The organism is Marinobacter salinus (assembly GCF_001854125.1).
Lineage (GTDB): Bacteria > Pseudomonadota > Gammaproteobacteria > Pseudomonadales > Oleiphilaceae > Marinobacter > Marinobacter salinus.
On sequence record NZ_CP017715.1, the window covers coordinates 1255918 to 1279044 of the forward strand.

General features: G+C 50.3%; 19 protein-coding genes and 1 pseudogene. 6 read left to right on the forward strand and 14 right to left on the reverse strand.

Annotation, left to right across the window (positions count from 1 at the left end; translation table 11 throughout):
• Window positions 1–87: 87 nt before the first annotated feature.
• Both BKP64_RS05730 and BKP64_RS05735 read left to right on the forward strand, forming a co-directional pair.
• Entirely contained in the window at window positions 88–828 is a 741-nt protein-coding gene (locus tag BKP64_RS05730) for a tyrosine-type recombinase/integrase (protein ID WP_070967156.1), read from the forward strand.
• Between the two features lie 35 nt (window positions 829–863).
• The gene (locus BKP64_RS05735; RefSeq protein ID WP_070967158.1) at window positions 864–4922 is read left to right on the forward strand and encodes a hypothetical protein; all 4059 of its coding nucleotides are present in this window, start codon (window positions 864–866) and stop codon (window positions 4920–4922) included.
• A gap of 133 nt (window positions 4923–5055) precedes the next feature.
• Here BKP64_RS05735 and BKP64_RS05740 read toward each other — a convergent pair whose 3' ends face one another.
• From BKP64_RS05740 to BKP64_RS19710, 3 genes are all read right to left on the reverse strand, one after another.
• Window positions 5056–5853, reverse strand: a complete 798-nt coding sequence (locus BKP64_RS05740; protein ID WP_070967162.1) for a tyrosine-type recombinase/integrase — start codon at window positions 5851–5853, stop codon at window positions 5056–5058.
• A gap of 264 nt (window positions 5854–6117) precedes the next feature.
• Window positions 6118–6288 (reverse strand): hypothetical protein, encoded by a 171-nt coding sequence (locus BKP64_RS19280; RefSeq protein WP_198402652.1) that lies wholly within the window; start codon window positions 6286–6288, stop codon window positions 6118–6120.
• A gap of 811 nt (window positions 6289–7099) precedes the next feature.
• Window positions 7100–7519: a hypothetical protein gene (locus BKP64_RS19710; RefSeq protein WP_335628100.1), complete on the reverse strand. Its 420-nt coding sequence runs from the start codon at window positions 7517–7519 to the stop codon at window positions 7100–7102.
• On the opposite strand from BKP64_RS19710, the gene BKP64_RS19715 reads away from it, so the two are divergent.
• Window positions 7481–7846, forward strand: a complete 366-nt coding sequence (locus BKP64_RS19715; RefSeq protein WP_335628101.1) for a tyrosine-type recombinase/integrase — start codon at window positions 7481–7483, stop codon at window positions 7844–7846. The two genes, BKP64_RS19710 and BKP64_RS19715, sit on opposite strands and share 39 nt — an antisense overlap.
• Before the next feature lie 366 nt (window positions 7847–8212).
• On the opposite strand, the gene BKP64_RS05750 is transcribed toward BKP64_RS19715, so the two are convergent.
• The 5 genes from BKP64_RS05750 to BKP64_RS05770 form a co-directional block, all read right to left on the reverse strand.
• The gene (locus BKP64_RS05750) at window positions 8213–8722 is read right to left on the reverse strand and encodes a GNAT family N-acetyltransferase (RefSeq protein WP_070967165.1); all 510 of its coding nucleotides are present in this window, start codon (window positions 8720–8722) and stop codon (window positions 8213–8215) included.
• Between the two features lie 294 nt (window positions 8723–9016).
• Complete coding sequence (locus tag BKP64_RS05755) at window positions 9017–9724, reverse strand: methyltransferase family protein (protein ID WP_070967168.1); 708 nt, start codon at window positions 9722–9724, stop codon at window positions 9017–9019.
• 65 nt (window positions 9725–9789) lie between these two features.
• Window positions 9790–10128, reverse strand: coding sequence for a hypothetical protein (locus tag BKP64_RS05760; protein WP_157755404.1), 339 nt, complete (start codon window positions 10126–10128; stop codon window positions 9790–9792).
• Between the two features lie 63 nt (window positions 10129–10191).
• On the reverse strand, window positions 10192–11838 hold the full coding sequence (locus BKP64_RS05765) for a sulfatase-like hydrolase/transferase (protein WP_070967173.1): 1647 nt from the start codon (window positions 11836–11838) through the stop codon (window positions 10192–10194).
• Between the two features lie 124 nt (window positions 11839–11962).
• Entirely contained in the window at window positions 11963–12859 is an 897-nt protein-coding gene (locus tag BKP64_RS05770; RefSeq protein WP_157755405.1) for a M23 family metallopeptidase, read from the reverse strand.
• 330 nt (window positions 12860–13189) lie between these two features.
• On the opposite strand from BKP64_RS05770, the pseudogene BKP64_RS19035 reads away from it, so the two are divergent.
• Window positions 13190–13333: pseudogene (locus tag BKP64_RS19035) on the forward strand (transposase); the annotation flags it as partial.
• 499 nt (window positions 13334–13832) lie between these two features.
• Here the strand turns inward: BKP64_RS19035 and BKP64_RS05780 are convergent.
• On the reverse strand, window positions 13833–15386 hold the full coding sequence (locus BKP64_RS05780; RefSeq protein WP_070967181.1) for a phytoene desaturase family protein: 1554 nt from the start codon (window positions 15384–15386) through the stop codon (window positions 13833–13835).
• A 191-nt stretch (window positions 15387–15577) separates the two neighbouring features.
• The gene (locus tag BKP64_RS05785; protein ID WP_070967184.1) at window positions 15578–15856 is read right to left on the reverse strand and encodes a 2TM domain-containing protein; all 279 of its coding nucleotides are present in this window, start codon (window positions 15854–15856) and stop codon (window positions 15578–15580) included.
• A 680-nt stretch (window positions 15857–16536) separates the two neighbouring features.
• On the opposite strand from BKP64_RS05785, the gene BKP64_RS05790 reads away from it, so the two are divergent.
• The gene (locus tag BKP64_RS05790) at window positions 16537–17094 is read left to right on the forward strand and encodes a site-specific integrase (protein ID WP_070967187.1); all 558 of its coding nucleotides are present in this window, start codon (window positions 16537–16539) and stop codon (window positions 17092–17094) included.
• A 376-nt stretch (window positions 17095–17470) separates the two neighbouring features.
• Here BKP64_RS05790 and BKP64_RS05795 read toward each other — a convergent pair whose 3' ends face one another.
• Complete coding sequence (locus BKP64_RS05795) at window positions 17471–18361, reverse strand: LysR substrate-binding domain-containing protein (protein ID WP_070967189.1); 891 nt, start codon at window positions 18359–18361, stop codon at window positions 17471–17473.
• A 171-nt stretch (window positions 18362–18532) separates the two neighbouring features.
• Between BKP64_RS05795 and BKP64_RS05800 the strand changes: the two genes are divergently transcribed.
• Window positions 18533–19480: a DMT family transporter gene (locus BKP64_RS05800; protein WP_083329163.1), complete on the forward strand. Its 948-nt coding sequence runs from the start codon at window positions 18533–18535 to the stop codon at window positions 19478–19480.
• 415 nt (window positions 19481–19895) lie between these two features.
• Here the strand turns inward: BKP64_RS05800 and BKP64_RS05805 are convergent, their stop codons facing one another.
• The 3 genes from BKP64_RS05805 to BKP64_RS05815 are packed head-to-tail and all read right to left on the reverse strand — an operon-like array spanning window position 19896 to window position 23125.
• A complete protein-coding gene (locus BKP64_RS05805; RefSeq protein ID WP_070967192.1) occupies window positions 19896–20870 on the reverse strand; it encodes a 5-oxoprolinase subunit C family protein in 975 nt (324 codons plus the stop codon).
• Window positions 20860–21735 (reverse strand): 5-oxoprolinase subunit B family protein, encoded by an 876-nt coding sequence (locus BKP64_RS05810; RefSeq protein ID WP_070967195.1) that lies wholly within the window; start codon window positions 21733–21735, stop codon window positions 20860–20862. Before BKP64_RS05810 ends, BKP64_RS05805 begins: the two co-directional genes overlap by 11 nt.
• Window positions 21728–23125 (reverse strand): acetyl-CoA carboxylase biotin carboxylase subunit, encoded by a 1398-nt coding sequence (locus BKP64_RS05815; RefSeq protein WP_070967198.1) that lies wholly within the window; start codon window positions 23123–23125, stop codon window positions 21728–21730. The genes BKP64_RS05810 and BKP64_RS05815 overlap by 8 nt, the downstream gene beginning before the upstream one ends.
• Window positions 23126–23127: the final 2 nt, after the last annotated feature.

Consider the following 23127-nt stretch of genomic DNA (forward strand, 5'->3'; position numbering starts at 1 on the left):
GCTGGTTGCCATACTTAGGGGACCGGAAGAGGGCGCTTGGCCATGCCTTTAATTCCACCCGATAATTGACAGAACCCCGGAGGGGAAATGTCAAAATCCATCACCAGCGCGCGGTCATTTCCGCGCCCGTCTCGAAACAAGCGTTCGCTCGGGTTTCAGGAACGCCCCCTGGTGTCGTTCCCGATCACCGAAGTGACCATCGATTGGGACCGGCTCATCGACAAGCGGCCGTTGCTGCTGGAGACCCTCGACACCATGCCGAAGTACCTGCTCAAGCCCGAGGTACTGACGCTGCTGGAGGCCGAGACCCACCCCATGCACCGGCTGATCCTGGATCTGATGTGGTGCACCGGCGCCCGGGTCTCCGAGGTCCTGGCGATCACGCCGGCGAGTTTCCATGACGACGGCTACGACTTCGGGGTGGTCCTCAAGACGCTCAAGCAAGGGGCAGGGCGGCCGAGCAAACGCAGCCTGCAACGCTCGCCCAAGCGCTTCATCCCGATCCTCGACCGGGACTTCCAGACCCGGATCCAGAGCTACCTGTGGATGGGGAAGTTTCGGAAGGACGAGCGGATCTTTCCGATCACGCGCCAGGCGGTCAGTGCCAACATCGACCGGTTAATCGAACAGGTCGGGGGAGAGCCGCCGTTCAAGATCGGATGTCACACCTTTCGGCACAGCTTTGCGGTGCACCTACTCCTGCATGGGCGACCGCTGAAGTTTGTGAGTCAACTACTCGGGCATCGGAGCGTCGAATCCACAGAGGTGTACACGAATGTGCTAACGTTCGACGGAGCGCATTTTTTGGAAGGAGTAGAGTTCCACTGACGGAACCGATTTATTTAATTGAGCCGGGAGTTTGAATGCCATTTCCGCAACAGCCTCCGTTGGGAGACGAAACAAGAGAGGCTATCGACTCTCTGAGAGGCTATGCATATCAAATCTATCAATCTGCCCTTGCATGGACGGATATTGATTTTGACGAGTTTCTATACCTCGAGGTAGCGGAAGATTATGCCGTAGCTGCTGCTGACGCACTTAAAGCCGTTCAAGTAAAAGACACTACAGGTACCGTCACCATAAACACGGATGGCATTATTGCTTCGATTGATAGTTTTGTTGACTTAGTGGAACGGAACCCCGGAATAAATGTTTCTCTCCGTCATCTGACGACCTCAAGGATCGGCAAGGAGAAGAAAGCTGAACATCGAGTCGATAATAGGGCAACTCTGGAGTCATGGCGCAGCCTCGCAAAGGTTGGGGATCTATCCGAACTGCGTAAAGTTCTGAGGAACTCAAAGCTAGCCGACAAAACCAAACGCTATATCGCCGCACTGGACGATACAGGATTACGTGAAAATTTTTTGCAGCGGATCCACTTTGACTGCGGCGCTCCTGATTCGCCATTCCTTAAACGGCAAATTGAGTCAAGAATTTTAAAACTTGTACTCGAAAAGGGCGGTCTTGCTTCGGATGTTCCCGATTGTATAGCTGGAATTCTCCTCTCGATATTAGAACTATCAGCGGCTAGAAATCCTAGTGAGCGCTTTGTAACCAGAGCTGATTTGGAAGAGCATTTAGAAAGAGCAACCCAAATCACCTTAAATAGGGCTCAATTTGAATCCCAGAATCTCCGAGTAGCAAAAGCGCTATCAAGGTCATTGTCTAGTGAAAATGGACTTTCTGGAGAAGCGAATCTAAAACCGAGTCCGGTTTCTGAAGTTCCACTCCCTATTGCTCTAGCAAAGCGTGATAGATATCTAACAAAAATGTTGTCATGCCTGGAGAGGTCCGGCTCATGCTGGATTACAGGCGCCGCTGGTATGGGGAAAACCGTCGCCGCTCGAATCCTAGCGCATGAAGTAGGCGGAGAGTGGGGTAGTGTAAATCTTAGAGGGCTTGCTAAAGAACAAACTGCTATTGCTTTGTTGGATTTGGCCAACGCCTTGTCAGAATACGGCCTAAGAGGCTTGATAATCGATGACCTTGAACACACCTTAAATCCGTCTGTATTGGATAATCTCAACTATCTGTTTTTTTCTGCCGGACGTTCAGACGTTCTGTTAATAATAACGGCGCCCAACGGACCAAGCAGCGATTTCCTATTTGCTTCCGGTCTTCAAGCAGAGATCGCAGTGGTTCTTGCTGAGTTTTCCAGAAAAGATCTAACAGAGATTCTCGAAAAGTTAGAGGTACCCTCCGCCTCAGAATGGGCAAATTACACTCATCTCATTTCTGGCGGCGGGCATCCGCAGTTGGCCATGGCCTTTATTCAGAGCATGTGTGCAAGAGGATGGGACTCATCGGAGTTACAGACCTTAAATAGCTTGATTGAAGAGTCCCCAGCAATAGCCGAGGTGAGAAGGCGAACTCGAGAACGACTTTTGCAAGATCTTCCCGAATCGTCTAGGCGACTAATTGAACGTCTCTCATTAAAGGTTGGCGGATTTCGCAGAGGATTGGTCCTTGATCTCGGCAAAATTACTCCGCCCATTCACGACACGGGAATCATCTTTGATAGATTAATCGGCTCTTGGATTGACCAGCATGAAGCTGACAGATTTAGCCTTTCTCCGTTGCTCACAAATTATGCAGCAAGTTCACTGACCGACGGTGACAAGAAAGTTATACACAGTGCAATTGCTGAGTCACTCACGAGTGGCAAAACCCTTGATGTCATTGACCTAAATGCAGCGTTCTTTTCTGCTCGCAGCAGCAACAACAAATCGGTAGTGGTCAAACTTTGTCTGTTTTTACTAAATTCAGAGGATGAAAAGCTTCAAAGACTCGCTCCACACCTCTCAGTGTTTACGTTATTGAGAACTGACGTCGAACCATATCCTGGCGATCCGCTCACTAGCCAAATGCTTCGCGGCGTCCAATTACTTCTTTTAAGTCAAGAAAATGAACCTCAGAAGCTGGAAAAGGCCCTAAACCGATTTTTCGTTGAAGAAAAGAACGTGCAAAACGTAATGATGCGAAAGTTTTTAAACCTGGTTATCTATTCAAAGCTTTTGCTACAGCATTCGAACTCAGTACTCGGCTCTAACTTCTTAGACCTCATCCAAGAGCTTCGGCAGATTTTGCAAAACGAAGACGGTGGTTTACCTGAAGAAGTGATGGAGAGTTTGCAAGAAATTAGCATCAAGGAGGGATGCGACATCACAAGTTTCATGTTTGTAAATCAAACACGACAACTATCCCGGATTTTTGATCTCGTTACAGTCTTTGATTTCTTGGATAATAGCTCCATCAAAACTCGATCAAATCTCTTGAAACCCTTTGATCGGGACGATTTCTCGATAGATACATTGGTTGCAGGCGCTTGGTTGAGTGAACACGAAAACGGCACCATCGAACCGCAAGTTCACAGCGACACCTTTGCCAGTCTGGAAGCGAAAGCCGCTGGATGGGGCCGCAACGATCTGTCAGTTTGCTGTCGCAAGTATCGTGCAATAATCTTGGATGAATATGGAAATGATAAAGACAGCGCACTAGCCATATTAAATGAGGGGCTTGCCATTTATGGGCAAACTAACTCGGAGCTGGTCCGTGCCAAGGCCAAAGTTTTGTATCGTTCAGAGGATCATGAAGGTAGTTTAGCACTGTCGAAAAGGCTTATAGAAAACGACACACAGCTCTCAGAGGTGGAGAAAGCTTTTTTAGGGCGAGACGCCGCGATCAGTGCAGAAAAGCAAGGCGATTACCAAACCGCGCAGAAATATTATCTATTCGGTAGCGAAGCAGCTGGCAAATCTGGATTGCCGGACATGGAAGCTATGCGCATTGGGCTCCTCGCAGACGCAGGTTTAGCGAATTGGCATGATGGCGAAAAGTCGATCTGTTTAAAATACTTCATTGAGGTTTTAAAAGAACTTCCTCAACTCGATACAAACATCACAACTCGCACGGCTCACTGTCACGCTGTTAGTCGGCACGTGTTGATGTGGCTGGCCCAGGATGCAGCTGGCGAACCTCATCAGTTTGGAGAGGGTGAGGAAACAAAAATCTACCCGGGGATCGTTAGCAATCCAGAACCCAATAAAGAGATCTCCGAGCGACGGCTTTTACCAATAGAGTACGCGTGGTACATGTTGGCGAAGATCGAGAATTATGCGTCGATAAATGTGGGTGTAACGAAAAACCTTGAAGCTTACCTGCCCAATGGGCCTTTGATTCAGGGCCAGCTTCTTTTAGTTCCTGGCCTTAGACACAACGCCTTGAATCAACTTGATGCGAAGCTGTTTGTTTATGCTTTGCGTTCGACAATCTCATCATTTGCACACGCAAATACGCTTCTGCGACAAGCTCGCGAAATCAGTCTGGTCAACTTTGACTATGGCACACTTCCTTTGGCCACTGAACCCGAGCAAAAAGAGCATAGAAATATTTCCGAGCAGCTACTATTGCTTTACTTTTCTTTTTCACTCATGAATGAAAACGTATCTGCTGTCGAGGAATTGCTCCGAGCGCTCCCTAACTCAAGTGGTTTCGAGATCCGTTCAGATTTGCTGAATGCGATTCAAGGAAAGGGAGTGGCTTTTGACTATGAGACAAGTTTTGGAAACCTTATCTTTGAACAAGCTCGGGCCATTCGAGGCTTCCAATCCATTTCTCCTACACAGACTTTTGAAATCTCCTTGAAAACTTTACAGATTGCCAAGCCATATGGGCACTTCCAGCTCGCCTGCGAGGTTTTGCTGCCTTGGTTAAATCGAAGATGGGCGTTCATTACCCAAAATCAACGTTCTATGCTCACTAAACTAACTCTTCACGAAGGTCTGATAAGCCAAGAATTAACCAATTCTGAAGCTTCGACGTCCGCAAGGGTAATAAATTTCTTGTCGGCGTTGCTGCCTACACTCGGATTAAATAGCAGCCGTGAACTCCTGGAAATTCTGACGAGTCTGAGGGCGCAATAATAAAAGCGCTGGATTACGCGTGATGACATGTCAATCGCTAGTTAAAGGTTGGTCCAAAATTGGCATTATTGCCGATGCATTGAATACGGAGCACAAGGTCAGGTTCAACAAACTTTCCAAGGACGCCGAAGCATTAGCCGATAAAATCGTATCCGGCATTTTGCAACGCTTCCTTCAGCGAATCCTCAGGAGGCTCCTCATATATGAGTGTCGTAGATGGCGAAACATGGCCGGCGATTTTCTGAGCGATTTTTACTGACTTCTTTTGCCCATGAATGATGTTCGTCATCAGGGTCCGACGACCGCTATGGGAGCTGGCTCTTTCGATTCCAGCCCATTGCCGCTGCATGAGGGATAAGTGTTCCTGTAAGGTGTTAGGGGAGTAGGGGCCTCCTTTTTGAGTAAGGAAGAGAGGATCGCTCTTTTTAACCGCAGGGTTTTTGGCTAGGCGGATTGAGAGGTATTCCTCTAAGGCAATTCTCAATGCAACATCGTTCATTGGAAGATCTCGCGATCTACCTCGATGTTTTCTAACTTCCGGGTAGAAATCCTCAGGCTTAATGTCAGCACCAGCCTTCGCCATAGTCTCAATACGCCGTACAAGTTGGTCGAAATCATGCACGCTGAAGCTTATTCGGCGCCGATGGTACGATGATCTAGACCGCTTCAGTGCATCGGCACCCTTTGTGTAAGCTGCAGGCAACGCAAGGATTTCTTTCTGCTTGAACGAACGCTGACCTGAGGTTTCGGGGCCTAATTCTGCAACGTCCTTGATCTGAAGCAGCGCGATCTCCTGAACTCTCAGTCCGAGCTTGAAGCTGATCTGGACCAGCGCCGTGTTCTTTTCCGGGTATCGATGCTCTTTGATCTCACGCAAGAGGTGGGCGAACTGTTCAGGCGTGAGCACGCGTGCCTGGCCGGTTTTGCTCATCGGATAAGCTCCTGGTAAGCCGCTAGGATGCGAGGAGAGGGCAAATATAAAATCCGTAATAATGTTATTTTAACGGATTTTTGGGTTTCTTTCAGAACAGTCAGGCAAGCCCAGATCTCTGGAAGGTAAATTTGTGATTTGATTGCAAGGGCTAAAGTCGAGAGCAATCAGGGGCTGCACTGGAATTGGCCGACAATTACTTGGTACTTCTGCGGTAGGAGCTCTAGGGAGCTATGCGGAAGATTTTTGACTAGCACACCTCGGTCAGAATCGCATACGACCACGCTTCGGCGCCTTTACGGCACCACCGAAAAGAGCATCCATTCCTTTGGCGTAGTTTGGGTCGCGATATTCACGCATACGCACAACCTCTTTTTTCGCTGCTCGGCGATCGAAGAAGTCGTCCGAGGCCTGTTTAGAAATGTGAACTTTCATACCCATGAACACCGTGTGAAATCTATTCCTCATTAATGACCTGATGGAAAAATTTGTCAATGACGTTTAAAACTGCCCGGGCTGCACAGGCATGGCGCTTTACCGCATTGACTCACGGCATTCTCCGTTAATGGTGGAGGCTAAGATCTCATCGCTCTTCAAAGATTGGGGCATAGCTACGTCTCCCCAGTTGCCCCTTACTAAAAAGGACTCACGATAGGCCACAACCTCGGTAGTTCCTCCTTTTCCCTAAGTAATCGTAGTAGCATTTTAAAACAATAGGTTAGGAGCTGGACGACGGTTTTAGTAGTTGTTGTGGAGGTTCAGTACTTGTTGTGGAATTCGTTCAGTACTAGTTGTGGTCGTCCACAATACAGCTTATCCTTTGGATCAGCTGTATTTGCTTTAACATAATATACATTATGCGCAGTACGGTATGCTTGGAAATAACATTATTACGGATTTTATCTTTACCCTCTCCTCGCATCCGTGGACGACCACAGAAAGTGCTAAAGAATAGCCACAGAAAGTACGAAATTTTCACAGGAAGTACTAAATTCGTCGCCCACCTTTCTATATTCCTGATTCTGAACACTTTTCGGTTTTTTTCTCGAATAGCGCCTTTCGGGCAATCAGTGCCTTGGATTTTGGCGGTTAATTTCGATTATGGAATGGCGTCAGCTCTGACTGGCCGACAAAAACTAGTGCTAAATTTCCACAACAAGTGCTGCACCCCTTAGGTTATTGATTTAAAGCACATTAGACATTCACCACAGTTTGGCTATAAACGGAGTCTGGTACTTACCGTCTTCTAAGCTGTGACAGAGCCACCGGGAGCTACCCGGAAAAGAACACAGCGCTGGTTCAGATCAGCTTCAAGCTCGGACTGCGAGTCCAGGAAATCGCGCTGCTCCAGATCAAAGACGTCGCCGAACTCGGCCCTGAAAGCTCTGGTCAGCGCTCTTTCAAACTCAAAGAAATCCTCCCGCTGCCTGCGGCTTACACTAAAGGTGCCGATGCGTTGAAGCGATCCAAGTCCACGTACCAGCGGCGTCGGATCAGTTTTAGTGTTCACGATTTCCACCAGCTTGTTCAGCGAATTGAAACCATGGCTAAGGCCGGCGCCGAGATCAAACCAGAGGATTTTTATCCTGAGGTCAAAAAACATCGTGGTAAATCGCGGGATCTTCCAATGAATGACGTTGCGCTGAGAACGGCCATAGAAAAACACCTTGCGATCCGCCTGGCAGCGCACCCCTCGGTGAAAAGGACGGATCCTCTATTCCTGACTCAGAAAGGAGGCCCCTATTCTCCCAACACTCTCCAGGAACACTTTGCTCTCATGCAGAGGCATTGGGCAGGCATTGAGCGAGCCAGCTCCCACAGTGGCCGGCGGACTTTAATGACAAATATTATTCATGAACAAAAGAAGTCAGTTAAAGTCGCGCAAAAAATCGCTGGTCATGTGTCACCGTCAACAACGCTCATTTACGAAGAACCTCCCGAGGAGTCACTGAAGGAAGCGTTGCGGGATGCAGGGTACAAATATGTTGGTTAGTCCAGCAAACGAATAAACTTTGGAGCGCATTCATTATTACTGTTCAAACGCCCCCGGAATGCTTACCTGCCAAGTTAAAATTTTCAGCCCACTTGTGATGAGTCTTGTTGATAGCGCGGGACCCATAGCTGCCCTGCCCCCTCTAGATCGGCTCATATGACAACTCTGGCCCACCAAACGTTGGTTTCTTGGCAATTGGAGATGGTTTGGTGACTGAAGCGTGGAGTTCAGTGTGGTCGCAAAGCGGACATTCGGGCAAGGAGGTCAATGCAAATAAAATAGCCTCCGTTTGAGGCTATGGGAGTGTAAACATCCCTATTTCAGTTGCACCGCTGATCAGAGTTTTCTGTACGTTGGTGCCGTTTGTTAGCTGGATCGTTCATAGACAAAGAGCCTGCCAGAATTGCCAAAATTTTTGTGATTCTGGATGCCTTTTGGCTCAAACCCAGATTTCTCTGCAACAGCGTGTGCTGCATAGTTTTCTGGATGGCAATAAGCACGGACTTCTACTTCAGTGGAAAGCAACCTTGCCAAAGCCGAAGTGACCTCAGTAGCAATTCCTTTTCCAACATCATCGTTGTTAATGCTGTAGTAGCATTCAACTATTCCATCATCATAGGGCGCATAGCCGCATGAACCAACATATCTATTGGTTCCTTTTTCTGCTACTGCATAAGAGTGAACAGGCTCATTCGAATCATATGCATCGCGAACATAGTCGAAGAGTGCTCGTGCTCCAATTTCGGTTTTTTGTTCAGCCTCGAACATTAGATATTTCGTAGACCCCTCATTTAACATGAAGCTTAGAAAACCCTTCAGGTCACTTTCTTCGAATCGGCGTATGACGAAACGCTTTGTTTCAATAGGTATTTTCACATAAGCCCCCTACGGTGTATTTCTTCAAGCTGTCAGCTATCGGCCAGACGTCTTTATGATTCCAGAAAACTGACCTCTTCGTTATTGCGCCCCCTGCGCAACCAATCATACCGTATAAAACAGCATGGATTTACCTGGGGGCGTCGAAGAAGAGCGTTCCCGGCCCACTGACCGCTTTCGTTTACGGACCTGGGGTAGGTCTGCGCGGGTCGCAAAGCGGACATTCAGGCTCGGCCGATCAAGGTCTGTGATAGACCTCAAACTGTGATCTTTAGCATCCGACGCCCAGATTCCTCAGTAAAGACCAGGAATCAGCCGGTAGCGCACCCGTTGAGCATAGCCCCGATAGCCAGGTAGCTCTTCCCGCAAAGTCTGGTCTTCAAGCACGGTTCTCGTCACCGAGATGAGCAAGGCGAATGCTGCAGGAATAAGTGCCCATACCGAGCCCATAGCAAGAACAAATCCGAACAGTGCAACACTATTTCCAGCATAGCCTGGGTGTCGCACAAACCGGTATGGACCGGTATCACAGAGCACATGACCTCGATCTGCCTGGCTACTTACAACACTTAAAAAGAAGCGGTTCTCTACCACGGCCCACGCAGCAAAGGTGTAACCGAAGGCGATAACGATCAAGCCTACTACGCTGAGCCAGATTGGAAATTCGGGGGACCAGCTATAGCGATGATCCAACCCTGCCACTATGACCATAGGGAAGACGATGCTCACCGCCATCAGGGGAGCAAGCACCTTGTCCCAGGCCTTGGCGTTTTGAAATGTTTCTTTATTTTGCCTTTCAGCAGTTATCCCGGGATGCCGCCCCTCCGCCCATACGCGGCCACCGATACCAGTCACCAAAACGAGCATGGAATAGAACCAACCCTGCAGCCAACCAAGGTCGCCACCACATATGAAGAGAACCAATGGTATCAGGCAATACGCCACCACTAACCTGAGCCACTGGCGAAATGAAACCGCGTGGGTCGTATTTTTATCACTCATCGTCACTGATACCTCTTTTCCAGAGATTAAGCGTTCGAGTGTGGGACTGCCCCGGGTGGCGTTCACTAGGCCTGGCCATACTCCTCGAAAGACTGCTCAACACCCCAATGAACCCGGTACACCACATACCGAGAAATTTGAAGCTCCTCCTTTTCAAACCACTCTCGTTGTTCCAGCGCTTCCATTGACGGCCAACTTTCCACACCGATGTAGTCCCACTTATCATCAGTTTTCGTACAGTCGATCATGGAAATTGCCTTCATGCCCAAAGCGTCAAGGTTAGCCCGGTCACGAGCCATGAACTGCCCTTGCTCTTCCTCGGATAGTTGAAAAAAATCCGGCTTCATCTTGGCAAAAAATACTCTGATTATCGGAGTTGTATTGTCCATGGGGAGATGTGCCATTCAGTGGTTAACCGAGAGATAGCGCTGCAGCAATGCACCGACCCTCGAATGGTTCAGAAGCTTTCAGTCTCTGCGAGGAAATATTGGGACCCATTCTCTGACCGATCCCCGGCCAAAGGCATCCCCCACAAAAAATTCTGGTGGCGTACCGACGGGCTCCTTAAGAGAGGCGCCATAATGATTCCTCACCCAGAGTTCATTGTAGCCTGCGAGGCTAATCAACGTAGGAAATACCTGAAAATGGCTCGTTTGGTCGTAGTTCGTCGTTTGCGATGCCTCAAACTGCTCCAGGATTTCCGAGTCGTTCGAGAAAACCATCATGGGCACAATACCTTCGAAACGGTTCGCTCTCGGCCTGCAGTGTGTGGCCAATGTCCCGTCATCGACGATGTTTTGTCCATGATCACTCGTATAGATGATGACGTACTTCCTGAATACTTCTCTTTCGGACAACAAGTTCCTGAACCAATCATCGACGCTCCAGCGCACTCCATTCATGTATGAATTCAAGGACCTCTCTCGATCATTCATTGGCTCACCTGGATCGAGAGCTGGGGTGAAGAGCTTGAAGTCCTTGGGATAGCTCCTGAAGTACGGGAAATGAATCCCAGACTTGTTAAGCATTATGAAGGTCTTACCTGGTTGCTTTAGCAGCTCAGTTAACCTGTCGCGAGCCACGGTGTCGCTGTCGTAGGCAAGGTCCTGGCGAAGCCTTAGTATTTCGTCTACGTGAGTAGCTTCATGCTCATTCATGAAGTTTTGGTAGTTCGCCCACTCCTCTGCGCTCTGAGCATCCAGGTAGACGTTGTAAAACCCGGCCCGCCCGGTAAGTTGCCAGATCGACGGTATCCTCAAACTCCTCTGAACCCGGTCCGGGATCGCCTCTTTTCTGATCCCTGTCCTGAGGATGAGGTTGGAATAATCACTGCAGTTTGAAGCCGAAGCGGCCAGACCGAAATTCACCAGTCCCTCGTCCACCGAGCGTAGATAGGGGGTCGTATCTTTCACGTACCCATTGATGCCAAGAATGTCAGCTCGGATACTTTCATCGACAATCAGAACTATTTTCTCAACCTGCGATTCGAAAGAACCGGAGTAGCTGACATCTGATCGCTCTGCACTGTAAAGATCGCTTTGGCCCGCAAATGCAAGCAATGCCGGCACCCTGAAAAAAGAGGGGTATCGATCAAAAACACCATCGCTAAGTAGCAGAGCGATGAAGACAAGCGGCACTGTGAGGACTGGAACGGCGTAGAGCCTCCCGCGAATATTCAGCGTGAAAAGGCGAGGCAAACGTTCGACGACAAGAATAAGCGGTACAAGGACTATGAGAAGCGGCAGTACAGCCAGACCAATATTCTCAACCACTGCCCCGGCCCACCACTGGAAGTAACTTACGATCAGGTCTGCCTGCTGGAAATCGATAGGTCCGTTTGAAACGAAGAAGGAGCCAATATTGGAAAGATAAAAAAATATAAAAAACGGCAGGGTGATTGTTCGGAACAGACTGCGGCCACCGAAAAAGACCAGAAACACGCCAGCCAAACTCCACAGGAAAACTACTACCGAAAGGAGAAGCTCGGTTATAAGGCCTTGGCTCCACAGAAACCGAAACGGGTAAAAAAAATCGTAGAACATACTGAACTCTACGAGTAAAACAATTGAAACCGCCGCGAGGCCGATTGCCTTTTTCAAACCCTGATTTGCCATATAATCCTCGCCACGCTGGTCATGAAAGACAGGCAGAATGCAGTCACCTCACTGGCAGACCTTGGCTTTCTCCCTTTTCGAGGTCGCCTGTTTTGGCCGCGTCGTTCGCATTGTTATGTATTATTCACTTTCTCGTTATCAGGCTATTTACCGACAACGAGAGTCCGTTAAACCTAAGCCACGTCGGTTTGCCGTCTTTCGTTGCCTCAATATGCAGGTGTGGCTCAAGCGTATTTCCTGAATTGCCGATTTCAGCCAACTGCTGGCCCTCGGTTACGATCTGACCGGGCCCTGCCATAATGCTTTCTCGCTTCAGATGAGCCATCAAAATATTCCCCATGGGACACTGCAGCACTATGTAGTTACCTTCCGGGTGCTTTGTATCGGGGTGTCCCGGAGGATTATCCGGCAAGCTGTCACGAACCTCTAAGATTCGCCCGTGGCATGGGCTGTAGAGTTTCTCGCCAAAGATTTGATAGGCACTCAGCACTCGCGGCGGTATATTTTCTGCCTGATTGCCGAGCGGGTTTAGCTTAACGATATCTATGGCCTTCTTGTTGCCGGCCAGCACGTGGAAAGGGTTCGTCACTATACTGCCGCCCCCTTGTAGCACGTAATAGGTGCCTGATCTGAGCGGAAAAGTTATGTCAATCGTCCGCCCAGATGGATAATAGGACTTTAGGGCCAGAGCATTCAGAACCGCAAAAAGAAGAAAAACAAATATCGAGGCAATCGGGATTCGATCAGCGCAGATTCCAAAGTGAGGGTTACTGCGTTCTATTCGGAAATAGGACAAAACAACGGTTAAGGCGAATAGCACGAGAAAAACGTAACGTAAGTAATAACTCGTGAAGGCCCAAGGCCCCGCCATAAAAATGAAAGCAATGATGCTTCCGCACGCCAATACCCGCGCGCCCCAAATCGTCCAGCTGCACCGTTGCAGACAGAGCAGCCAAGCCAGAGTGATTCCTGACAAAAACACCGGGTAAATCCCGAATAAAATGGGGAGGTTCTCACTCATGGTGCGGAGTCGGAATTGGATTGCGTTTAACACCGAGGCAATGGTTGTTCATTGTCACCCTGACCCCGTTTTATATCCACTCAGAGTTGTAATAATTCGGCTCTAATTGTGCTCCGGGATAGACGCGCTAAACACTGGGAATCTAAAGCGCCTTCAAAGATCTACTTGTTGAGACTGCCATTACGCCCAGCCTTAAACGGGCGCAAAATTGAGGCCGCGAATATCCGCTTGGACTTACCCCGGTCCACTAGACACTCCTAGCCTATGATTGGACTTACCCCGGTCCACTAGACACTCCTAGCCTATGATTAGAGCATAGGAGGAACTGTCATGAGCAGCCAACGTTATCCCCCGGAATTCAAAGACGAAGCGGTCCGACAAGTGCTGGAGCGGGGCTATACCGTCGCCGAAGTGTCGCAACGACTGGGAGTCTCCCCTCACAGCCCCTACAAATGGGTTAAAACGGTGAAGCCCATTGTTAGGAATGTTGATCTCGAAAGCCTGCTAATAGCATTATGGTGGCAATGATAAACGTTACTGAACCAATACTTACCATCAGTAATGGGGGATCTCCGGGTGTATTTATATACACGGAATAGACAACATAATTCGTCACGGACTGAAAAATTAAGCTCGAAGCTATTAATAGCCAAACCATCCTAGATTCGACGCGATAATAGAGATAGCTTACAAGGGTCAAGTTAACGAGGCCTGCCACTAACCCTCCGGCCCCTGCCAACCTGATAAAGGCGAGGAACAGGATTTTGTAGTTTTCACCAAGTCTATTCCAATCAACATTTAAGGCTTGCGCATGGTATGGCATCAGTTCGCTAGCAGTGACATAGACGATGCCAAAAATGATATGGCTTATGCCTCCTACGGCGAATAAAACTAGAGCAAATTTCCAAATCATCTTTCGATTAGAAATGAATTGTTAAGGAAGTGTCTAATGTTCATGGATATCTCAAATGCCTTATTTGAGTTTCTGGAATACACGTGGATCAACCGCCGCAGCGCTAAACATACCACCGGCAAGAGCCCCTGCGATTCCTGGGCTCATGACGTCCTGGCCTGTCAGGAATAGTCCGGGGACAGGTGTGCGAGCATTGAGTGCATCCGATAACATTCGACGCGGAGTCGTTTCGACACCATAGAATCCGCCTTTCTCGTGGCCAGTGAAAAATGCCGTTGCGAGTGGCGTGCCGAGTTCATGGTAGACGATAAGTGGTGCGAGATCCGGGAACTTCTCCTTGAAGAAGTTCAGCATCCTGGATTCGATACTCTGCTTGAATGCGGCCCACTCGTCGGGATGTTCAGCCGCACCGCCATCCGCAAATTTGGCCACTGACGACCAGTCAGCCCAGAGCATCACATCGCCAGTGTGCTTGCTCGTCGGACCTGGATCATGAGCGGGGTTTTTAAGAGACGAAAACGACACAAACGCCATCGAAAATGGCTCACTGTCTCCCCCTGTCCAGATAGCATCATTGGTGTCCCAGCTATTGTAAAACCAGTGGTTCGAGCGTGTTGCCCCGTGTTTGGCGATGTCTCCCTCAAAGCCCAAATAAAGATCGAAGTGACAGATCGATGGTTTGAAAGTGGCTATCTCCTGTGCCCAGGACTGTTTGCAAATTTCCCTGGGCAACAGGTGCTTCACGGTTTCACCGGCGCCGATCGCCGAGACGATGATGGGCGCATGAAATTGTTCACCGGATTGGGTGCGCACGCCCACGGCTTTACCGATTTCCAGCAATATTTCACTAACCGGTGTTCCAGCGCGCGCACAACCACCGGCTGCTTCGATCACAGGAACCAGTCCTTTTGCGATGGCGCCGGCGCCGCCGACGGGATAGCCGGCACCTTCAAGGTAATGCCCCATGACCATGCCATGAAAGGCAAAGCTGGCTTCTCTCGGTTTGCCACCATAGGTACCCCACTGGGCCGACAACACGGCGGCGAGTTTTGGATTGCTGATGAGCTCATCTATCACCTCACCCGTCGTGCGATTAGCCCAGCGCTGGATCTTCTTTTTATTCCACCAGCGATGGGCCGAACGAAATGGCTCAGGTATCGATCGCTCCGCACCCACCATATATGCCGCTTCCTCCGCCGACAGCAATGCCTCAAAGTAGGCATCGATTTCAGCCGCATTGTCGGGAAACTGGTCTTTAAGCTCCATCTTATAGGCTTCCGCCGGGCGCCCGACGGCAATCTCGAAACCATCCGGGAAGTGCAGCGTGTCATAGATGGTGCCGAGTGAGCGAAATTCGATGGTTCCGCCACTGAGCCAGTCCAGAATCCGGCCGGCGAATTGGGCGTGGCCGAATATGCCGCAATAGTGGAGACCAACGTCCCAGCTGAAACCAGCGCGAGTGAAAGAGTGAGTCAGCCCGCCAAGTACCTGCGCCTGCTCAAGCATGAGAACTTGGTGCCCCATGCGGGAGAGTGCCGTAGCCGTCGTCATACCGCCCATTCCAGAACCAATGACAATAACGTCGAATTGGTTTTCATTTGATGCAGCTGTCATACGGCGAGACCTCCCTATCCATCTCCCTATGTTTAAAAACAATCCCCGATACTGATTATTTTAGTTCAAGCAACAACTGCTGACCGAGAACGTATATTCAAAATAAAGCCCATCGACCACACCCCGAACTTCCCCCTTGTGAACGCCCCTGTCAGGACAAGCTTATGGTTTTAGTAGTTGTTCCTTTGGAATCACTGCTTCTTACGCGCTTCTTTCTTCATCTCTTTTTGAATCATCTGTTCATTAATAGCCGATCCTCGAGAAAAGACGAAGACTCCCAAGGCATGAAAGAATACGCCAATACCCCATCCAATAAGTGGCCACTTGAACCAGAGGTATTGGCTTGATGTGAGAAGGTTGATGACAACAAGCAGGGTATTGATTCCCAAATAGACCGCCAGATGTATATAAAATCCAATTTTAGCCTGTAGTCTTTTCTTCGCTTTGTGGTAAGTCTCTTGGTTTTCCACTTGTGCCTCCCTTCCTCTCTAACGGATATGATGCAAAGAAGTCCTAATAGCTTATTAGTTTGCATTTGTATAAACCGCAACTGCACCATTCCATCCAAAACTGCTTCACAACCCGAATAACGATAATTTTTCATGGGCTTACTAGATGGCTCTTGGCCTTTTTGGGTCTTTGCATCTGAGGAAAGAGTGCAGAGCTGTGCAAGTTAAACCGCATAAAAAGCACCGATTCTAGCGACTGTTCATTAAACGCCTACTTTAGCGCCAGGCAGGTTTGTGTCCCGAAAAAGCGAAAGTCCCGAGCAAAAAGGAGTTTCTTCGCTCCTGAAGGTAGAAGATTTACTCGGCGGCCGAGGGTGGGAAAAGAGAAAAGTAGGCGCGGCGTGAATGTTCGCTTTTGTTTAATTGCGTCCCCTGCTTACAAGGCTTGTTGTTTGCCTCCAATCTTTCCGTTCCAGCGAGACTATTCCGAACTCCGAGTCGGACGCCGAATTTAGCACTTTGTGTGGAAGCTGGAATGAGCGCCCTATTCTCGAATCTGCTTTAAGTCTGTTTAGCACTTTGTGTGGATTTTGGAGGTTAAGTCGCTGATATTTGATAGCGGAAGTTTAGTACTTTGTGTGGTCGTCCAATTTTATGTTTGCCCCCTCCTTGCATCCGAGCGACCACCTGGAGCCTCCCTGATGAGCAAAACCGGCCAGGCACGCGATCTCCTGAACTCGCAGTCCGAGCTTGAAGCTGATCTGAACGAGTGCCGTATTCTTTTCCGGGTAGCGATGCTCTTTGATCACGAGCAAGAGGTGGGCGAACTCTGCCCTGAAAGTTCTGGTTCTGGTCAGCGCTCTTTCAAACTTAAGGAAATCTTAGCGTTGCCTGCGGCTTACACTAAGGGTGCCGATGCGTTGAAGCGATCCAAATCCACGTACCAGCGGCGTCGAATCAGTTTTAGTGTTCACGATTTCCACCAGCTTGTTCAGCGAATTGACACCATGGCCAAGGCCGGCGCCCAGGAACACTTCGCTCTCATGCAGAGGCATTGGGCAGGTATTGAGCGAGCCAGCTCCCACAGTGGCCGGCGGACTTTAATGACGAATATCATTCATGAACAAAAGAAGTCAGTTAAAGTCGCGCAAAAAATCGCTGGCCATGTGTCACCGTCAACAACGCTTATTTACGAAGAACCTCCCGAGGAGTCACTGAAGGAAGCGTTGCAGGATGCCGGATACAAATATGTTGGTTAGTCCAGCAACCGAATAAACTTTAGAGCACAGTCGTTATTATTGTCCAAACGCCTCGAATGCCCCCTGGTATTCGTACCTAACAGGTTAAAATTTTCAGCCCACTTGTCATGAGTCTTGTTGATAGCGCCGGACATCGATAGCCGCCCTGCCCCTTCCAGTTCGACTCATATTACGATTCCGGCCCATCAAACGTAGATTGCATGGCTATTGGGGATGCCCCGGTGACTGAAGAGCGAAGTTGGGTTTGGTCGCAAAGCGGACATTCAGATTGCGACATCTTCGCCTGGCTTTGCGGCGCGGCGGACCGCCGTGTAGATACGTCCGGCAACAGCCACGTATTGACTACCTGTCTCGTTTAATTCCGTCAGTTCCGAATTCATAAGGAGGTAAGGAGCCATTCCCGGAATATATGTGCCGATGGCTTCAAGGAAGACAGAGTACTGTGGACAAGGTAGTCTCTTTTACCAGATTCGAAAACAAATGATCCCACACGCTTCAGAGTGTTAGATCGAAGATCTTCTTTGACCATAAAGTGCCAGCCTAGGGCAATTCCAAGACCTTGACGAGCTGCCTCGTAAGCAAGAGTGACCTGGTTGAAGGTCAGCGAATTCTCGGCCGACTGGTATTCCACACCAAAGCTACGAAACCAGTCATACCAACCGATACAATCCCACTCGGCAGAATCCAGCTCTATCAGAGGCATGTGCGCCAGATCCCCAGGTTGCTTGGGATCTTCCACCTTCAGCTCCGGATGGCATACCGGATACACAGACTCCGCAAACAACGACACCTTATCGAGGAAAGTCCAGCGCCCTTCACCGTACAGGATGCCGAAATCATATTCTGTCACCTTTGACGCATCAATGGCGTTATCCGAGCGGATGCTAACAGTAATCTCCGGGTGGATCCGATTGAACTCTATTACGCGAGGGAACAACCAATAATGGGCTACAGCATGGGTCGCGATGACGGTGACGGTATTCGCATCATGGCGCTGTCGAACTTGCTCGATACCAGACGACAGCTGGTGTAGCGCCGGCTGAACAGAATTAAGCAATTCTTTTCCAGCATGAGTTAGCTCTACACCACGTGCATGTCGCATGAAAAGCGGCGTCCTCGTTTGCTCTTCCAGAGTTTTAATCTGCTTGCTGATCGCGCTTTGGCCTAAATTAAGTTCATCAGCGGCGGCAGTAAAACTCCCCAGCCGCGCCACTGACTCGAAAGCAGAAATCGTATGGATAGGTGGGAGCCGCTTCAGTTTATTCATAGGTCTAAGTTCCTAACTCAGGGGCAGTTTTGCAGGCCATTTTGCGTAAACCCGACGACAAATAACAGCAATGCCGTATTGGCATGGCTCAAGTCGAATATGTCTCTACTGGAGCAAGCATCACTGCCCTAGAGTGCTCAAATCTACGTTTGCGTGCCAAAGGGAAACTTTATGATTCGTACTGGGGTGTTGCTCGGCGCTGTAGCAGGCGCTTTTTGGGGATTGGTTTTCCTCAGCCCGCTGGTGTTGGAGTCGTTCTCGGCGTTAGAGATCGCCACTGGCCGGTTTCTGATGTACGGCGGGATATCACTGATCCTTCTCGCGCCATCGTTTTTAAGGATCTGGCAACGACTGTCGCTCTCAGATATCGGTATTCTCATGATGCTCGGCGCTTTAGGAAATGTCCTATTCTTCGCCTTGCTGGCCGGATCAATCCAAGATGTGGGCATTGGCCCAGCATCATTGGTAGTGGGAATGGCCCCGGTTGTGGTCACGCTCCTTGGACGGTCCGATAAGGACACTCTGCCACTCTCTGTCCTTGCTGGGCCACTGTCATGCATTGTTCTCGGGATTTTCTTTATCAACGCTGATGCTTTCCAAATGGCGGGTGAGCAGTCTCAGTCTATTGGCCAGTCCGTGAGGGGCCTGCTGATGGCATTTGGCGCACTCGCTAGCTGGAGCCTGTTTACAGTTTTGAATGCGAGGGCGTTGAAACGCCGAGCTGAGATGTCGAGTAGATTGTGGTCCTCGATGATAGGTGTGAGTGCAGGTTTATGGGCGCTTGGACTTGCAGCAATATTATGGATAGCCAGATCGCCCTCTATCTCAGCAAACGCAGTACCGGATGGAAAAGACTGGCTTTTGTTTTGGGTTGTCAGTTTTGGAATCGGAGTGGGTGGTTCGCTAATTGCCAACATGTTCTGGAATGGCGCATCGAGGCGTTTACCTATTTCATTGACGGGGCAAGTCTTCGTGTTCGAACCGGTGTTCGCACTGCTGTACGGTTTTGTCTACAGCAGTCGCTTACCACGTCCAATGGAGGCTATTGCGATTACCATGCTGGTTGCAGGCGTATTGTGGGCAATGAACCAATATGCTCGCAAAGCTCGATGTTCTTGAGTTGACGGCAAATGTTGGTAAGTGTCCGGCCTTGCCGCCGGGTCTACGCTGTTACTGCGGACATTCCTAAATAGCGGCTCAGTGTGTCAAAGGAGTGTGAGTCCGGCTCGTCAGCCACGCAATATTGGGCTTTTTTTTCCTGCTTAGGCGACGAAAATCCGGGTCGTATAGGCGCAAAGCAAAAGTTCGCTTTTGTTTAATGGCGTCCCCTGCTAACAAGGCCCGTTGCTCGCCTCCAATTTCGCGGTTCCAGCGAGACTATTCCGAACTGGGAGTCGGACGACGAATTTAGCACTTTGTGTGGTCGTCCATTGATAGCGCAGAAATCTCGGGAACGACTGACGAAGTCAGCGCCCTGCAGTCGCTGACTTCGTCACAAATCGTCAAGCCATTCTAAGACATGGTCCTGTCATCTTTAGCTCAATACTTCCCGAATCTCATCCATGATGGTCGCCTGCTCCTTGCGCGCGGCAAGGGCTGCCGCCATATCCACTTTCACAAACCGAACGGGCGTATTGGGCTGTAACTGGCCGATCAGGTCCATGTCAGCCGAAATCACGGTACCTAACATGAAATATCCCCCACCCGACACTGCATCGCGATGCAGTACAATCGGCTCGGATCCGCTCGGTACCTGTATTGAGCCATACGGATAACAGGCGTCCGTGATGTTGGACGGGTCGGCGCCGGCACTGAACGGCTGTTCGCGTTCCACGAACTCAAGTTTGCGCCCGCCTTGAAAGCGATAACCCATGCGGTCAGCTTCGTTGGCGACTTTCCAGGTATCCTCAAAGAAATTTTTCTGGGCCTGTTCAGTGAGTCGGTGCCAGTAAAGTCCAGGCAGCACACGTAACTCGGCCGGATTGGACGGGCCGCGGCGTAGCGCTTTGGGTACTGATAATCCGCCTTTAACCATTTTGCTGCTTTTGCCGAGAGGCAGGGAATCGCCGGGCTGGACAGGGCGGCCATCAACACCACCAAGCGCCCCGATTGCATAGGTCGAGCGGCTGCCAAGGTACATGGGGGTGGTGATACCACCGGAAATGGCAATGTAGATGCGCGCGCCGGATTTCAGAAAATCGAAAGACAGTACCTGGCCGGCTTTCACCGTGAAGGCGGTCCAGGTATCGCGCGGCTCGCCATCCACTTTTGGTGGCAGTTCTGCACCGCAGACGGCGACGGTTGCATCCTGGGTGAACTCAAGTTCCGGCCCGACGAATACGGATTCGAGGCCGGCGGCTCCCTCATCGTTGCCAACAAGCAGGTTGGCTGTTTTGAGAGCCAGGCGGTCCATGGCCCCACCCATGGGAATACCAAGATGATAATAGCCCGGCCGTCCCAGGTCCTGAATCGTGGTGGCAATACCGGCTGAGATTACATTAACGGTCATAAAGGGCCTCCATCAGCTTGGCGTTGGTACCGTCCATATCGGCATTGAACTCGCTTAGCGAAAAGCGAACGTTTCTGATACGGGGCATGTATTCGCCGGCCTGCACCTGGGCAATCACGGCATCATACTCTTCGCGATTGATTGGTTTGAATCTGACGATATCCCCCGGCTTGAAGAAAACCATGAAGTCTTTCAGGTAGGGAACTCTTTGCTCCGGGTCATAGATCGGCATGGGGGTGATACCGAACATCTGGTACCCGCCCGCGCCACGAACGGAATAGATGCAGGAGAAACTGCCCCCATAGCCAACTGTCTGCCGTGGTGTGTCGGTACGCGGGCTAAGGTATTTTGGTACCTGGATCTGACGCGACCGGTCGACCATCTGATAGAGAAACGGCAGACCGGATACAAAACCGACCATTGACACGAACCAGGGTGCTCCGGAATGCGCCTCAATGAATTTCTCTACGCTGTCATAACCATTGATCGATGCTGCGTATTCGATGTCGGTCGCGCTGGGGTCCTGGTGGCGTTCGCGAAACCGCATCAGCGTATCGTGCGTCCAGGGATCCTGATAATAGACGGGAACTTCGATAATGCGAGTTTCCAGGACATTGTCGCCCTGCTCCGCCTCGGCTTCCAGTCGCTTCAATTCCTTCATCATGTCGTCGGGGTGAATTACATCCGGATCAAACTTGATCTGGAACGAGGCATTGGCCGGGCAGATTTCGGTGACGCCCTTGATATTGGCCTTGCGCACGGCGTTGGTCATGGACAGTGAGACAAAGAATGCCTCAAGCGACATTTCTTCGTCGACTTCTACGAAAATGTGCTCATCGCCGCCAAATGTGTATCGACTACTCATGAGTTTGAGCCCCTTTTTGTTTGATGAGATCAAGGTTGTTTTCCAGCCACGGCTCCAACCAACGGGTATGGACAGCACTTTGCTGCAGCTCTTCACTCTCGAGCAAAGCCTGGAACAGGGGCGCGGTGGTAGGCAGCCCCTCGATTTGTAGCTCGTCCAGCGCGCGTTTTAGCCGTAACAATGCCCGGTCGCGATCTTCGGCCCAGACAATCAGTTTGCCCAGCAGTGAATCGTAGAAAGGCGGAACGGCGTAGCCCGGATAGAGCATGTGGTCGAAACGTACACCCGGCCCGTCCGGGGTCAGCAAGTTTCCGACAATACCGGGGAACGGCATGAAATTATTGGCCGGATCCTCTGCGTTTAACCGCACTTCAATGGAGTGCCCGGTTCTGCGTATTGTCTGCTGTGTAACGCCCATCTTTGTGCCGCCGGCGATCAAGATCATTTCGGCGACCAAGTCGAAACCGCAGATCATTTCTGTCACAGGGTGTTCGACCTGAATGCGGGTGTTCATCTCAATGAAATAGAAGCTTTCTGTCTCGTCGTCGTAGAGGTACTCAATGGTGCCAGCGCCTTTATAGTGGACAGCCTTTGCCAGCGCAACAGCCGAGCGATACAGTTCATCGCGAACCCGATCATTCAAAGCGACCGACGGAGCTTCTTCCCACACCTTCTGGCGGCGGCGCTGTAAAGAGCACTCGCGCTCAAAGAAATGTACAACATTTTCGCCATCGCCCAGTATCTGGACCTCGATGTGCCGGGCACGCTCAATAACTTTCTCTATATAGATGCCTCCGTCACCGAACGTTGCAGCAGCCTCCGAGGAAGCCTGGGGAGCAAGCTCCCGGAACTCGGCAGCGTCATGAGCAACACGGATGCCGCGACCGCCGCCTCCGGCCGCCGCCTTGATCATTACCGGGAAACCAATTTCCTCTGCTATTTCGGCGGCGGCATCCATGTCCTTTATAACGCCGTCACTGCCGGGCACCGTTGGTACATTTGCCTTCTCCGCTTCGGCTCGCGCGGCCGCCTTATCTCCCATCAAGCGTATGGTGTTGCCATCCGGACCTACGAAGACAAGTCCTGCTGCAGCTACAGCGTCTGCAAAGCCCGCATTTTCGGCAAGAAAGCCATAGCCAGGGTGAATGGCGTCGGCACCGGTTTCCTTTGCCGCCGTCAGGATCGCATCGATAGAGAGATAGGATTTTGCCGCCATTGGCGGCCCGATGTTAACCGTTTCATCCGCCATTTGAACGGCTCGGCTTTCGGTGTCAGCGTCGCTGTGAACGACCACTGTAGCGATCCCGAGATCACGTGCAGCGCGGATGATTCGGACTGCTATTTCACCCCGGTTTGCGATCAGCAGCTTTTGAATACCTGTTTTTTTCATGA